We start from the raw sequence: 14332 nt of genomic DNA on the forward strand, positions 1-14332 counted from the left end.
TTTTTTTATGCTTGGATTATATTACAGAAAATTCAGTTTAATATGATGCGTTGAATTATTTTAATGCGACGCTAGTGAAACGGAATGATATTTTACATGGCTAGGCTAATTATGATATGGCAGGGAACAAAAAAGCAAGTATGGAAATTAGGCATTACACACCTCATTTTATAACCTAGCCGTCCAGCAAATACAAGTAGCAAAAGGAAGTGAATTACTAATAAATCCCTTATCCTATGCTTACTACCAACAAAAATTAAAAGAAGGCAAAACAAAGGGACAAGCATTGGTATATATCATGAGAAGGCTTGTAAACATTATTAACTAAGATATGACGTGATTAGAAGGTGACAATGAAATGAGTAGAGAATATCAAGTGAAGGAAAGTAAAGAAGATATTGATAAATTAATGCTAACATATTTTAATTTCATAAGTGGAAAATATCTAGAAAAAGCACTAAAAAGCTTTGCCGAAAAAGAAGGATATGGACAAGAGATAGTATTTGCCTTTTTTCAATCGGATTTAGATGAATATGATATGGCACAATTACCAAGACCTTTAGATGAAAAACATGTTTTAATAGAATTAGGTTATCCAGCGGTTGAAATTGAACAAATGGCCTTTTTGGACTTTCAAACATTTTACGATTATTTGGACAAAAATGTGAAAAAAGAAGTGGAAAAAACTCCAGGGAAAACTGAGTTGATAAATTTATTAGCAGAAGTGAAACGTAGCTTATGTTTATAACTAACTAAAAAGGCATTTTACCATGTGAATTATTAAGTGATAAACAGTAAAGGACATTTAAAAAAGGATTTATGCAACTAAGAGATAATTTTTATTTTAAACGAAGGTACTGATAGATATGAAGGTGCTAGAAGTTATACTATCTGTACAAGTTTAATTTCAAAGACAATCTTAAATATGACCTTGATTGGCTAACCACCTTTCAAGGTTTTTTTATTACGATTAAAATAATAAGATTCGAGGATAAGAACTCATAATCCAATATTATTGATAAGATAAAGTCATGCCCTATTCAAAATCAATACATCATGAAGGCAGTGCCATCATGAGTATTACCCAACAATAAAAGTAAGCAAGACGACATTTTACAGGGCGAGAGAGGCTTCACTAACACAGCCGAATTTACATAATGACATAAAAACAGCGCGAAGAATATTTTTCGCGCTGTTTTTTATAGTAAACCTTGTTCTTTAAATTTCCGCTTCGTTTTGAATGCCATCATAAAAATAATACACATCACAATAATACAGGCAAGAACGCCGATAATGCCCGCTGTATCGTATTTTGTTCCCGTTACGCCGATAAGCGATACGGAAAAACCGATGCCAACCATTGATAAAATAGCAGCTAATGCATAAATGAACATAACGAATTTTGCTTTATTCATTATTTTTTCCTCCAAACTCTCTTCTATAAAATTAACTCATGTCAATCAATTGACAAAGACAATTAACTATTCTTATGCTATAATATCACAGTTAAACATTCGAAAAAAGAATATGGAGTGGAATAATGACAAACTTACGTCAAGATTTACGTAATATCGCGATTATCGCGCACGTTGACCATGGGAAAACAACTTTAGTTGACCAATTATTAAAGCAATCGGGTACATTTCGTTCAAATGAGCAAGTAGAAGAACGCGCAATGGACTCAAATGATATTGAACGTGAGCGTGGGATTACAATCCTCGCTAAAAATACAGCAGTAAACTACGAAGGTACACGCATTAACATTTTAGATACACCAGGACATGCCGATTTCGGTGGGGAAGTTGAACGTATTTTAAAAATGGTAGATGGCGTATTACTTGTAGTAGATGCTTATGAAGGCTGTATGCCTCAAACACGCTTTGTATTGAAAAAAGCGTTAGAGCAAAATTTAACACCCATCGTTGTTGTTAACAAAGTAGATAAAGATTCAGCTCGTCCTGAGGAAGTAGTAGACGAAGTGCTTGAATTATTAATCGAGCTTGATGCCAATGATGACCAATTAGATTTCCCTGTTGTTTACGCATCAGGTGTAAATGGTACAGCAAGCCTGGATCCAAATCCAGCAAACCAAGAAGAAAATATGAAATGCTTATTTGAGCAAGTTATTGAGCATATTCCAGCACCAGTAGATAATTCAGATGAGCCATTACAATTCCAAGTAGCTCTTTTAGATTATAATGACTTCGTTGGTCGTATCGGTATCGGTCGTGTATTCCGTGGGACAATCTCAGTTGGACAGCAAGTATCATTAATGAAGCTTGATGGCACAGTGAAAAACTTCCGTGTAACGAAAATTTTCGGCTTCTTCGGCTTAAAACGTGAAGAAATCCAAACAGCTAAAGCGGGCGATTTAATCGCAGTATCAGGTATGGAAGCAATCAATGTAGGGGAAACAGTATGTCCTGTAGAGCATCCTGAGGCATTGCCACCATTACGTATTGATGAGCCAACATTACAAATGACGTTTTTAGTAAACAACTCGCCATTTGCTGGACGCGAAGGAAAATGGGTAACGTCTTCAAAAATTGAGGAGCGTTTACGTGCACAATTACAAACGGACGTATCGTTACGTGTAGAAGATACAGATTCACCAGATGCATGGACGGTTTCTGGTCGCGGTGAATTACATTTATCGATTTTAATTGAAAACATGCGTCGTGAAGGCTTCGAGCTACAAGTATCAAAACCGCAAGTTATCATTAAAGAAGTCGATGGCGTAAAATGTGAGCCAATCGAGCGCGTGCAAGTTGACGTACCAGAGGACTGCGTAGGTTCAATTATTGAATCACTGGGGACACGTAAAGGCGAAATGCTTGATATGGTCAACAATGGTAATGGACAAGTACGTATTATTTTCAACGTACCTGCACGTGGTTTAATCGGTTATACAACAGAGTTTATGTCATTAACAAAAGGCTTCGGTATCATTAACCACACATTCGATTCTTACCAGCCAGTAGTAGCGGGCAAAGTGGGTGGACGTCACCAAGGCGTACTTGTTTCAATGGAAAACGGTAAATCGACAACTTATGGTATGATGCAAGTAGAGGATCGTGGTACATTATTCCTAGAGCCTGGTACAGAAGTATATGAAGGTATGGTCGTTGGTGAAAATACGCGTGAAAACGATATTACAGTAAATATTACGAAAATGAAGCAAAAGACAAATATCCGTTCTGCGAACAAAGACCAAACAAACGTCATTAAAAAACCACGTATTATGACATTAGAAGAAGCACTTGAATATTTAAGTGATGATGAATATTTAGAAGTAACACCAGAGTCAATTCGTTTACGTAAGCAAATTTTAGATAAAAACGAACGTGAACGTATTGCGAAAAAGAAAAAATACGCGGAAACGGAGCAATAATTTCGCGTGAACATGTGAAAGGATGAGTAATGTTGTTGAATTTAGCTTCAAACTTGATTCAAGCATCTACATCTGTTGCAACGATTAATGATCCATTAGTTTATGGACGTATGTCAGGAATTACACGCTTTATTTATGAAAATTTTTCACGTATAGATGCAGATGGTGTAGTAGATTATACGATTCCAGGATATATTACACTAGTAGTAATATTCGCTTTATCAGCACTAGTATTTAAGCTAGGCTTTGCGCGTGAGCTACCATTAATGAAAAATATAATTATTTATCTATTTTTATTTGTTGGCTGTATTTTACTCACACTGTTTGCCTTCTTCCTACCAATGATTGAAGGATTAATTGTCGCCGCATTAATTTTAATTGTTTATAAAACACGTATGTGGCGCGAAAAACGAGAGCAAGCTGCTGAAAATAATAATTAATAGGACTGTCATGCTGTTATTTAGGCATGGCAGTTTTTTTTATGAGCTAGGGGAAGTTGCTGATATATTGGAAATTTCGCTGATATCATCATGAAAGTCGCCGATATATCAAGAAAATCCGCTGATATTCATAGCATCGTTTCATTTCAAGCAAGTAAAGTATCCTCTGCGAACACATTTTTCCCTTTATGCATACGCTACTCTAGATATAACAGTTGTACGTGAGGAGGATTGGTTATGTTTAGACACAGGGGGAAAGGTTTTCTAGTGATGCTATCGTGCTTGATGTTTTTCCTATTAGGTGCTTGTCAGCAGGAGAAGCTGACGGAGGTTCGGGTCGGAGAAGTCACACGCTCGATTTTTTATGCTCCGCTTTATGTAGCAATAGAGGAAGGATTCTTTGAGGAAGAGGGCTTGCAAGTTGATTTAAGGACGATTGCAGGTGGTGATAAGACGATGACAGCACTTTTATCTGATGGCATAGACGTGGCACTTGTTGGCTCAGAAACATCGATTTATGTCAATGCACAGGAAGCAAATGACCCGATTATTAATTTTGCACAGCTAACACAAACGGACGGGACATTTTTAGTGGCAAGGGAGAAAATTGATGATTTTTCATGGGAAATGCTGAAGGGCTCTGTTTTTCTTGGACAGCGCAAAGGTGGTATGCCGCAAATGGCTGGAGAATATGTGTTACGTCAGCATGGCATTGATCCACATAACGACCTTGAGCTAATTCAAAATATCGACTTTGCTAATGTGGCAACTGCCTTTGCTTCAGGAACAGGTGATTTTGTGCAATTGTTTGAACCTACTGCAAGCCTTTTTGAGCTAGAAGGAGTTGGACATATTGTTGCTTCTTTTGGTGCGCAATCAGGGCATCTACCATATACGACATTCATGTCAAAGAAAAGCTATTTAGAGGAGCAGGCAGAAGTTGCTGAAAGCTTTACACGTGCTATTCAAAAGGCACAAAATTATGTTTATGCAAATAGTGCAGAAGATGTAGCGAAGTCAATTGCTCCTTATTTTGAAAATACAGAGCTGTCTTTAATAGCTACCGTTGTTGAGCGTTATAGAGCGCAGGAATCATATGCTAAAAATCCTATTTTAGATGAGGCAGAATGGGAGCTGCTACAGGATGTTATTGAGCAAGCAGGCGAGCTACCGCGAAGAATGGATTATAATGAATTTGTAGATACTTCATTTGCTGAGAAAGCGCTGAATTAATATGGCGATGCTAACAGTCAATCATATTTCTCATACGTATTTTTCACAAGAGGTAGCGACAGAGGCATTGCGTGATATTCATTTTTCTGTTGCGCATGGTGAATTTGTTTCAATTTTAGGGGCGAGTGGCTGTGGAAAATCGACATTGCTTTCAATTATGGCAGGGTTGCTAGAGCCAACAGTAGGCGATATTGCAGTTGAGGGAAATAGTCAAAGTACGTCGATTGGCTATATGCTACAGCAGGATTATTTATTTCCTTGGAAAACAATTGAGGAAAATGTCATGCTCGGTTTAAAATTGCTCAAGCATGAGGAAGCACAGGCAAAACAAACAGCACAGCAATTGCTCGATGCTGTTGGCTTACCTAACGTTGAAAAAAAATATCCAAGACAGTTATCCGGCGGGATGCGGCAACGCGTTGCATTAGCAAGGACATTAGCGGTGAATCCTAAAATATTATTATTAGATGAGCCGTTTTCAGCGTTGGATTATAAATCAAAATTAAAGCTTGAGGATTTAGTATGCGCCATGCTGAAAAGCTATGAAAAAACGGCAATTTTAGTGACGCATGATATTGGTGAAGCGATTGCTATGAGCGACCGTATTATTTTGATGAGTGCAAAGCCTGGCACGATTCATAAAATATTTGATGTGCCGCAACAATTAGCCGCTTTGACACCATTTGAAGCACGTACACATGCGAGTTATGGTGCATTTTTCCAAAGCGTTTGGAAGGAGCTTGAAAGCCTTGAACATTCAACTTCTTCATGAACAGTATAAAAGAGCATTGAAAAAAGAAAAATATATTGTTCGACTTATTCAAGTAATCATTCTTCTCAGCTTTCTCGGTTTATGGGAGTTTGCCTCGTCCAATCGTTGGGTCGATCCACTTATTTTTAGTGCACCATCAAAAGTATGGCATCTATTTATTGAAAAGTGGTCAGATGGCACGCTAATGCTACATGTCAATATTACACTATTTGAAACGGTATTGGGCTTTATTATTGGCACATTGCTTGGCACAATTATTGCGGCAATTTTATGGTGGTCTCCTTTTTTCTCGAAAGTGGCAGACCCTTATCTTGTCGTTTTAAATGCGATGCCTAAAGTGGCGCTTGGCCCTATATTAATTGTGGCGATGGGACCTGGCATGACATCGATTATTACAATGGGCGCCATTATTTCCGTTATCATTTCCACCATTGTTATATATACAGCTTTTACCGAAGTAGATACAAATTATGTAAAGGTGCTACAAACCTTTAATGCTAACCGTGCACAAATTTTTAAAGAGGCCATTTTACCAGCATCATTTCCTACTATTATCTCGACATTAAAGGTCAATGTTGGGCTATCTTGGGTTGGGGTAATCGTTGGGGAATTTCTTGTGTCGGCAAAAGGGCTAGGCTATTTAATTATTTATGGCTTCCAGGTGTTTAATTTCAATCTTGTATTTTTAGCATTGATGATTATTGCTGTATTTGCCACAATCATGTATCAGCTTGTGGAATTTGTAGAGCGCAAATTAGTGAAAAAAAGTAGATAGAGATTATTAAGCTTAGCTGATTGCTACATTCACTTTGGATGGGGTAATCAGTATTTTTGTGGGTTAAATCACACTTGAAATGAGAGAGTCGCAAATAAAAGTGAAGTATCAAAATCTAAACTGATGCGATATGACTGCTGCCAGAAAAGCAAATTCCCCTTTTTTGGCAGCATCATTTGTTTTTTAAAATTCCTCATCAAACTTTGAAGAGGTGCGGAAAAAACGAAACTTGCCTGTAGCGAGCCTTCTTTTAGTATTATCAGCAATGCGTGTAGAACATGAATTGCACATATACGTATGGATTGGTCGATTGCGCAGCTTTTTTGCAAGGGGTAAATCATCCTCAAGCTGCTGGATTGTATCACAAATGACACATTTAACACGCATAATTAAATTTCCTCCTATTGAACACGAATCGCTTCTACATGTGTTATTGGGTTATCAATGTTTGAGCCATCAGCCAATAATATATGCACTGGTCCATCTTCAGTTAACGGCTTGCCATCTTGACTATATTTAAAAATTAACGTTTTTGCTTCTTCAATTGAAAAAGTATGCTCTTCTCCATTACGGCATTCAAAAACAACCTCTGTTGCGTCTTCTTTAATGCCAGCGTTGTTTAAGAAAGGTTTAATTTCAATGCCGAATGTTCCTGTTACCATCCCTTTACGGTCGAATTTTCTTTCCGTTTTTAAAGTAGGGGGGAAGACAGCTCCTTCCATAATTTCACGTGACCAGTGTGCACCAACCTCACGCAAATATTTTTCATCCTCTTCCTGTACCGGCTTTTCATCGAAGTATGTTTTTAAATCAAGTTTACGGTCATCAAAAATCCAAACAGTTGGATCAAGTGTTAAGTTATATGTAACAGCGCCTTTAATCGGAATTATTCCTTGCATTTTACGAAATCCTCCTTCTTCCTTACATCAAACTATAGTATACCGTTTTTCTAGCTTAATAATCAATTCATGGTAATTAATTTCTATTATCAATTATGTCTCACTGACATTGTGTCCATACCTCATAGCAGAAGTTGTGACATCTGCTAGAGGCTTGATGGGGATGCCCTTTGATTAAAATGGCATTTAGTATTTATCCTGCTATTCATCGCAAAAAGATTTGTTGAGTCAAGTTAAAAAAGTTACTTGCTATTAGTGGCTGCCTCGGTTTATCATAGTGAAGTAGAGTAAAAGAGTAGATTCCTTATATAGATACTTGCATTTTTACTCACTAAAAGATAAAATTTAGTAATATACAATCCAAGAAATATCAAATAATGGGGGCGTCCTCATGGATACTACATCACAATCTTCTTTTCAGGAAAAGGCATTAACACAATTGCAGGCGGATGCAGAGAAAATTGCTCGCTTAATTAAAGTGCAAATGGATAATTTGACAATGCCACAATGTCCTTTATACGAAGAAGTATTAGATACACAAATGTTTGGCTTATCACGCGAAATCGATTTTGCTGTGAAGCTTGGCTTAATTGAGCGTGAGCAAGGAAAGGGGATTCTTGATTCATTAGAAAAAGAATTATCCCTTTTACATGATGCGTATACAGAAAAATAAAAAAACTCAAACGCTTTACGCGCTTTGAGTTTTTTTTCTAAAATGAGGTTTTTTGAAATGAAAAAATATTTTGCTACTTATTTCCGCAATTTTGACTACCCATTATTTATTACATATATTTTACTATGTCTTTTTGGGCTTGTAATGATTTATAGCTCTAGTATGATGGTAGCTATTACGGAACAGAAGCCACCAGATGCTTATTATGCAAAGCAATTAACCAATTTAAAAGTTGCGGCATTAGCCTTTATAGTAGGTGCCTTTTTTCCGTATAAACACTATAGTAATAAAACAATTCTATTCATGTTAATGTGTGTAATGGCAGTCCTTTTAGCTTGGGTAAATATCAATGGGATGTCGGCAGGAGGCTCTAAAAGTTGGATTTCCTTATTTGGTATCATGAACTTCCAGCCTTCCGAATATGCTAAACTATTTGTCATTTTATACTTTGCAGGCTCACTTTATAAAAAGGGCTTGCGTGAAAGCTCCATTCAAAATGTACAGCCTAATGATATTATTTATCCAATTTCTATATGGCTGCTTATTTTATTTAGCGTTGGGATGGAAACAGACTTAGGAGCTGTTTTAATCATTGGTGTCATCGCGATGTCTATTTTAGCGTTTAGCGGTATTAAAGGTAGAACGCTAGGGAAATTTGTGGCGGTACTAGGTATTTTCGGTACGATTATTATAGCTGCTGTATTTTTAATCAAAGGCGATATTCTTACTGAAAGTCGTATGGGCCGCTTTTTAGTTTTAAAAAATCCGTTTGAATATGCTGATGGCTCGGGTTATCAAATTGTGAATGGCTATTTGGCAATTGGAGCAGGGGGGCTTGAAGGTCGGGGGCTAGGGCAATCGATTCAAAAGCTCGGCTATTTACCTCACCCTGAAACCGATTTTATTATGGCAATTATTGCAGAAGAGCTTGGGGTGCTTGGGGTAGCAATTGTGATTGGAGGACTTGCCTTTATTGTATTACGAGGTTTATATATTGCTATGACGACAAAAGATCCATTAGCGCGTATGATTGCTGGTGGAATTGCTGTATGGATTGGCTTCCAAGCGTTTTTAAATTTGGCAGGTTTAGCTGGGATTTTCCCTTTAACAGGTGTTACGTTGCCATTTATTAGTTATGGTGGTACGTCAATACTTTTATTATCGTTAGCTATGGGAATATTAATCAATATTTCCATGTACTATAAATTTGATAAGCGTAAGCAATCATAGGAGGGATTTTGGGGAATGAAGAAAATCAACAAAATTTTAGTAGCAAACAGAGGAGAAATCGCAATTCGAATTTTTCGAGCATGTAACGAGCTTAATATTAAAACCGTTGCGATTTATTCACGCGAGGATAGCGGCGCTTATCATCGCTACAAAGCAGACGAAGCATACTTAGTAGGGATTGGCAAAAAGCCAATCGATGCCTATTTAGATATAGAAAGCATCATTTCGATTGCCAAAGATGCGAAAGTTGATGCCATTCATCCAGGCTATGGCTTTTTATCAGAAAATGTCGACTTTGCTAGACGCTGTGAGGAGGAAGGCATTCAATTTATCGGACCAACGTCAGCTCATTTAGATATGTTTGGTGATAAAGTAAAAGCACGTGAGCAAGCAATTAAAGCAGATATTCCGGTAATTCCAGGTACGGATGGTCCTGTAGCAGATTTAGCAGAAGTAGAGGCATTCGGTGAAAAGCATGGTTATCCAATTATGATTAAAGCAGCATTAGGCGGCGGTGGTCGTGGAATGCGTATGGTACAAGCAAAAGAAGAACTTGCTTCAGCTTATGAGCGAGCTAAATCAGAAGCGAAAGCAGCCTTTGGCTCTGATGAAGTGTATGTTGAAAAATGCATTGTTAAGCCTAAGCATATTGAAGTGCAAATTTTAGGGGATACAACAGGTGAGATTATTCATTTATATGAGCGCGATTGCTCAATCCAACGTCGTCATCAAAAGGTAGTAGAAATTGCACCATCGAACTCTATTTCTGCTAATTTACGTCAACGTATTTGCGATGCGGCAGTAAAGCTAATGCGCAATGTAGGCTATATTAATGCAGGTACTGTGGAGTTTTTAGTAGCAGGTGATGATTTTTATTTCATCGAGGTGAATCCACGAATTCAAGTGGAGCATACAATTACAGAAATGATTACAGGAATCGATATCGTCCATGCGCAAATTAAAGTAGCTGAAGGGCATGCATTACATTCTGAAGCGATTGGCATCCCAGCACAAAATGATATTCCGCTATTTGGTTATGCAATTCAATCTCGTGTAACGACAGAGGATCCAACGAATGATTTCATGCCAGATACAGGCAAGCTGATGGTGTATCGTTCAAGCGGTGGCTTCGGTGTGCGTTTAGATGCAGGGAACGGCTTCCAAGGAGCAGTTGTGACACCTTATTACGATTCACTTCTTGTGAAAATTTCAACATGGGGAATGACTTTTGCCCAAGCTGCGTCTAAAATGGACAGAAATTTGCGAGAATTCCGAATTCGAGGTGTGAAAACAAATATTCCATTTTTGGAAAATGTCGTTGTGCATGAGAAGTTTTTAAACGGGCAATTTGATACGAGCTTCATCGATTCAACACCAGAGCTGTTCCGATTCCCAGAAAGAAAAGACCGTGGAACAAAGCTATTAAGCTATATTGGTAATGTGACGCTGAATGGCTTCCCAGGAGTAGAAAAGCGAACAAAGCCAATTTTTGTACAGCCAAATAAACCTAAAATCGATTTATTAACAGCACCACTTGCTGGTACGAAGCAAATTTTAGATGAGCGTGGTGCGGCTGGTTTAGTTGATTGGATTAAAGCACAGGAAGGTGTGCTGTTAACAGATACAACGTTTAGGGATGCACATCAATCATTGCTTGCTACACGTATGCGTTCGCAGGATATGTTCCAAATTGCAGACCATACGGCACGCATGATGCATAATTTCTTCTCACTGGAAATGTGGGGTGGTGCAACATTCGATGTTGCTTACCGTTTCTTAAAGGAAGATCCATGGGCTCGTTTAGAAAAATTGCGTCAGCAAATGCCAAATGTACTATTCCAAATGCTATTGCGTGGAGCAAATGCGGTTGGCTATACGAACTATCCAGACAATTTAATTCGTGAATTCATTCAAGAATCAGCGACATCAGGTATTGATGTATTCCGCATTTTCGATAGCTTGAACTGGATTAAAGGAATGGAAGTTGCAATCGATGAAGTACGCAATACAGGGAAAATCGCTGAGGCAGCAATTTGTTATACAGGCGATATTTTAGATGATAGTCGTGCCAAATACACGGTGCAGTATTATAAAGATATGGCACGTGAGCTAGAGGCAGCAGGCGCACATATTTTAGCGATTAAAGATATGGCAGGCTTATTAAAGCCAGAAGCGGCGTATCGCCTAATTTCAGAATTGAAAGAGGCGACAAGCTTACCAATTCACTTGCATTCACATGATACGAGCGGCAATGGTATTTTCCTATATGCGAAGGCAATTGAAGCAGGAGTAGATATCGTTGATACTGCTTTAGGCTCAATGGCAGGCTTAACATCTCAGCCAAGCGCAAACTCTCTATACTATGCAACAAAGGGCGGTAGCCGCGAAGTACGTGCTGATATTGAAGCATTGGAGCAATTAAACTATTATTGGGAAGATGTACGTAAATACTACAAAGATTTTGAGAGCGGTATGAATAGTCCACACTCAGAAATTTATGTGCATGAAATGCCTGGTGGACAATATAGTAATCTACAGCAACAAGCAAAGGCGGTTGGACTTGGCGATCGTTGGGATGAAGTAAAGAAAATGTACTCACGTGTTAACTTTATGTTTGGAGATATTGTTAAAGTAACACCATCTTCAAAGGTTGTTGGGGATATGGCGTTGTTCATGGTACAAAATGATTTAACAGAGGATAATATTTTAGAGCGTGGGCAAAGTATCGACTTCCCAGACTCTGTTATTGAGTTTTTCCAAGGCTATTTAGGGCAACCACATGGCGGCTTCCCGCAAGATTTACAGCGTGTAGTATTAAAGGAGCGAGAGGCGATTACAGTTCGTCCAGGCGAGCTGTTAGCACCAGTGGATTTTGAGCAATTAGAAGCTGAGCTTGCAGGGAAAATCGGGCGCGCTGTAACGAAAAAGGATGTGCTTGCATATGCATTATATCCGAAAGTATTTGAGGAATATGCGAATGTTTATGCACAATTTGGTGATACATCTGTTTTAGATACACCGACATTCCTATATGGCTTAAAGCTTGGGGAAGAAATCGAAGTAGAGATTGAAAAAGGAAAAACATTAATCGTTAAGCTCGTATCAATTGGGGAGCCACAGCATGATGGTACACGTACAATTTACTTTGAGCTAAATGGTCAATCACGTGAACTTGTTATTCAAGATTTAACGGTTGAGGCGGATGGCAATGCTGCAATGAAGGCAGATCCATCTAATCCAAACCAAATTGCAGCAACAATGCCTGGCACAGTGTTAAAAGTTGTTGTATCAAAAGGTAGTCCTGTGAAGCGAGGCGACCACCTCTTAATTACAGAGGCAATGAAAATGGAGACGACAGTTCAAGCACCGAAAGATGGCATTGTCAAAGAAATTTACACAGCAGCAGGCGATGCGATTTCAACAGGCGATTTATTAGTCGAGCTAGAATAAAATAAGGCTGATGAGCAATGTGGGCTAGTTCCTACATTGCTCATCAGCTATTTGCATTTTATTGAAGTATTTCTCATTTGAAGAAATAAAAAAGCGAAACCGCATTGGCTTCACTTTTTTATTATTGTCTCTGATTCAAATTGCTACGAGAAACGAGTAGAATCATATAACAAAATAGACCGAACAAGATAGAAATAAATAAAGAGTGCAATAATGCAACAAATAAATTCAATCTTGTAATAACAACAAGCATTCCTGCTAATGCTTGTACAATGACAAGACCGAAAGCGAGAATCCAGCCCCAATAAAGGACTGCTTGATTTTTGTAATGCTTGACAACATGCCATGTAATATAGGCAATCCAAATAACGATAAGTAATACTGCGAAGCGATGCCCCATCTGTACCCACTCATACATATTGCGAGGGAGCTCAGCTGGAGAGCTATTTCGGCAAAATGGCCAGTCAGGACAGACAAGACTAGAGTCCGTATGACGTACTAATGCACCTGTGTATACGACAATGTAAGAATAAAGTGTCACACCAATGATATTCCATTTCAATGTTTTACCAATATACACTTTATCTGCGTCGAATTTGCGATCGACTTCAAATACAATGAGTGCTAACAGCAATACGGCGGCGAAGGAGATTAATGATATGCCGAAATGCAGTGCTAAAATGAAATCGCCTTGTCCCCACAACACTTGTGCGGCACCGATTAATGCTTGAGCGACTAAAAAGAAAATAGCTAAAAAGCCTAAAAACTTTACTTCACGAATATGGCCAAGCGTGCGCCAAGTCCATGCGACTAAAAGAACTATAAGAATGGATACTGAGCCAGTTACAGCACGATGTGAGAATTCAATTAATACTTCTGTTGTAATTTCCTTTGGAATGAGCGAACCGTTACAATCAGGCCAATTTCGTCCACAGCCTAAACCACTATCAGTTTTTGTCACAAGCGCGCCGCCTAGAAGGATTAATAACATCCCAATTGTTGCTGCTACTGCAAGCCATTTTAAATATTTACTATGCTGCAATGATATGCCACCTACTTTGTCTATCAACATCGCTTAAAAAAAAGCGTCTCTAGTTTTAGATGATAGCGAATTATAACGTAAAAGACAACTTCATTCATAAAATGACATTTCAATGTAGAAAGCTTTTCACAAATTGTTCATAAATTCGTGCCGTTACATTCACAAAAGTGATTGTAAAATAGCTTACTATAGAATATGGTATTTCTATATTCAGAACAGTATATGGACTTTTTCTGTATTCTTCACTGAAATTTCACCAAACGTCTAGAAATTGAAGACAAATTTCGCTATAGTTATGTTAGCGGAATATGCTTACAAAAATGAAAGGCAGTTTCATTTACAATTTAGATAACGCTTTAGCAATGGAAAAAAGGTAGCGCTTAGACGATTTCTATCGTACAAAAATCTTCTCGCATTTATTAGACAG

At 38.1% G+C, this 14332-nt stretch carries 13 protein-coding genes and 1 pseudogene; 10 read left to right on the top strand and 4 right to left on the bottom strand.

All coding sequences use genetic code 11. From position 1 onward, the window contains the following. Window positions 1–118: 118 nt before the first annotated feature. A pseudogene (locus tag M3Z76_RS07215) lies at window positions 119–328 on the top strand (IS110 family RNA-guided transposase); the annotation flags it as partial. A 30-nt stretch (window positions 329–358) separates the two neighbouring features. Next, window positions 359–748 carry a hypothetical protein gene (locus M3Z76_RS07220; protein WP_293922195.1) on the top strand — a complete coding sequence of 130 codons (390 nt, stop codon included), beginning with the start codon at window positions 359–361 and terminating at the stop codon, window positions 746–748. A gap of 451 nt (window positions 749–1199) precedes the next feature. On the opposite strand, the gene M3Z76_RS07225 is transcribed toward M3Z76_RS07220, so the two are convergent. Beyond that, window positions 1200–1415, bottom strand: a complete 216-nt coding sequence (locus M3Z76_RS07225) for a DUF5325 family protein (protein ID WP_293922193.1) — start codon at window positions 1413–1415, stop codon at window positions 1200–1202. Window positions 1416–1540: 125 nt separating this feature from the next. On the opposite strand from M3Z76_RS07225, the gene typA reads away from it, so the two are divergent. The 5 genes from typA to M3Z76_RS07250 all read left to right on the top strand — a co-directional run bounded on the left by typA (window position 1541) and on the right by M3Z76_RS07250 (window position 6611). Beyond that, on the top strand, window positions 1541–3391 hold the full coding sequence (gene typA / locus M3Z76_RS07230; RefSeq protein ID WP_293922190.1) for a translational GTPase TypA: 1851 nt from the start codon (window positions 1541–1543) through the stop codon (window positions 3389–3391). Window positions 3392–3420: 29 nt separating this feature from the next. Next, entirely contained in the window at window positions 3421–3831 is a 411-nt protein-coding gene (locus tag M3Z76_RS07235; protein WP_293922188.1) for a YlaH-like family protein, read from the top strand. Between the two features lie 237 nt (window positions 3832–4068). Beyond that, window positions 4069–5064, top strand: a complete 996-nt coding sequence (locus M3Z76_RS07240; protein ID WP_483310149.1) for an ABC transporter substrate-binding protein — start codon at window positions 4069–4071, stop codon at window positions 5062–5064. Window position 5065: 1 nt separating this feature from the next. Beyond that, window positions 5066–5836 carry an ABC transporter ATP-binding protein gene (locus M3Z76_RS07245; RefSeq protein WP_293922185.1) on the top strand — a complete coding sequence of 257 codons (771 nt, stop codon included), beginning with the start codon at window positions 5066–5068 and terminating at the stop codon, window positions 5834–5836. Next, complete coding sequence (locus tag M3Z76_RS07250; RefSeq protein ID WP_293922206.1) at window positions 5772–6611, top strand: ABC transporter permease; 840 nt, start codon at window positions 5772–5774, stop codon at window positions 6609–6611. The genes M3Z76_RS07245 and M3Z76_RS07250 overlap by 65 nt, the downstream gene beginning before the upstream one ends. 183 nt (window positions 6612–6794) lie before the next feature. Here the strand turns inward: M3Z76_RS07250 and M3Z76_RS07255 are convergent, their stop codons facing one another. Both M3Z76_RS07255 and M3Z76_RS07260 read right to left on the bottom strand, forming a co-directional pair. Then, window positions 6795–6998: a YlaI family protein gene (locus tag M3Z76_RS07255; RefSeq protein ID WP_293922182.1), complete on the bottom strand. Its 204-nt coding sequence runs from the start codon at window positions 6996–6998 to the stop codon at window positions 6795–6797. 14 nt (window positions 6999–7012) lie between these two features. Further along, complete coding sequence (locus M3Z76_RS07260; RefSeq protein ID WP_293922179.1) at window positions 7013–7510, bottom strand: peptidyl-prolyl cis-trans isomerase; 498 nt, start codon at window positions 7508–7510, stop codon at window positions 7013–7015. Window positions 7511–7901: 391 nt separating this feature from the next. Here M3Z76_RS07260 and M3Z76_RS07265 point away from each other — a divergent pair, with 391 nt between their 5' ends. Genes M3Z76_RS07265 through pyc form a run of 3 tightly spaced genes read left to right on the top strand, consistent with a single transcriptional unit; the run spans window position 7902 to window position 12863 of the window. Beyond that, entirely contained in the window at window positions 7902–8183 is a 282-nt protein-coding gene (locus tag M3Z76_RS07265) for an Fpa/YlaN family protein (protein WP_293922176.1), read from the top strand. Window positions 8184–8240: 57 nt separating this feature from the next. Next, complete coding sequence (locus M3Z76_RS07270; RefSeq protein WP_293922173.1) at window positions 8241–9413, top strand: FtsW/RodA/SpoVE family cell cycle protein; 1173 nt, start codon at window positions 8241–8243, stop codon at window positions 9411–9413. A gap of 15 nt (window positions 9414–9428) precedes the next feature. After that, complete coding sequence (gene pyc, locus M3Z76_RS07275) at window positions 9429–12863, top strand: pyruvate carboxylase (protein ID WP_293922170.1); 3435 nt, start codon at window positions 9429–9431, stop codon at window positions 12861–12863. A gap of 121 nt (window positions 12864–12984) precedes the next feature. Here pyc and M3Z76_RS07280 read toward each other — a convergent pair whose 3' ends face one another. Further along, window positions 12985–13905, bottom strand: coding sequence for a COX15/CtaA family protein (locus tag M3Z76_RS07280; protein WP_293922167.1), 921 nt, complete (start codon window positions 13903–13905; stop codon window positions 12985–12987). Window positions 13906–14332 lie beyond the last annotated feature (427 nt).

Origin of the sequence: Metasolibacillus sp. (genome assembly GCF_025291715.1) — a bacterium.
Lineage (GTDB): Bacteria > Bacillota > Bacilli > Bacillales_A > Planococcaceae > Metasolibacillus > Metasolibacillus louembei.

What these genes read in the sequence shown, in the direction of transcription:
- M3Z76_RS07220 (WP_293922195.1), top strand. Translation starts at nt 359, where the DNA reads ATGAGTAGAGAATATCAAGTGAAGGAAAGTAAAGAAGATATTGATAAA.
- M3Z76_RS07225 (WP_293922193.1), bottom strand. Translation starts at nt 1,415, where the DNA reads ATGAATAAAGCAAAATTCGTTATGTTCATTTATGCATTAGCTGCTATT.
- typA (WP_293922190.1), top strand. Translation starts at nt 1,541, where the DNA reads ATGACAAACTTACGTCAAGATTTACGTAATATCGCGATTATCGCGCAC.
- M3Z76_RS07235 (WP_293922188.1), top strand. Translation starts at nt 3,421, where the DNA reads ATGTTGTTGAATTTAGCTTCAAACTTGATTCAAGCATCTACATCTGTT.
- M3Z76_RS07240 (WP_483310149.1), top strand. Translation starts at nt 4,069, where the DNA reads ATGTTTAGACACAGGGGGAAAGGTTTTCTAGTGATGCTATCGTGCTTG.
- M3Z76_RS07245 (WP_293922185.1), top strand. Translation starts at nt 5,066, where the DNA reads ATGGCGATGCTAACAGTCAATCATATTTCTCATACGTATTTTTCACAA.
- M3Z76_RS07250 (WP_293922206.1), top strand. Translation starts at nt 5,772, where the DNA reads ATGGTGCATTTTTCCAAAGCGTTTGGAAGGAGCTTGAAAGCCTTGAAC.
- M3Z76_RS07255 (WP_293922182.1), bottom strand. Translation starts at nt 6,998, where the DNA reads ATGCGTGTTAAATGTGTCATTTGTGATACAATCCAGCAGCTTGAGGAT.
- M3Z76_RS07260 (WP_293922179.1), bottom strand. Translation starts at nt 7,510, where the DNA reads ATGCAAGGAATAATTCCGATTAAAGGCGCTGTTACATATAACTTAACA.
- M3Z76_RS07265 (WP_293922176.1), top strand. Translation starts at nt 7,902, where the DNA reads ATGGATACTACATCACAATCTTCTTTTCAGGAAAAGGCATTAACACAA.
- M3Z76_RS07270 (WP_293922173.1), top strand. Translation starts at nt 8,241, where the DNA reads ATGAAAAAATATTTTGCTACTTATTTCCGCAATTTTGACTACCCATTA.
- pyc (WP_293922170.1), top strand. Translation starts at nt 9,429, where the DNA reads ATGAAGAAAATCAACAAAATTTTAGTAGCAAACAGAGGAGAAATCGCA.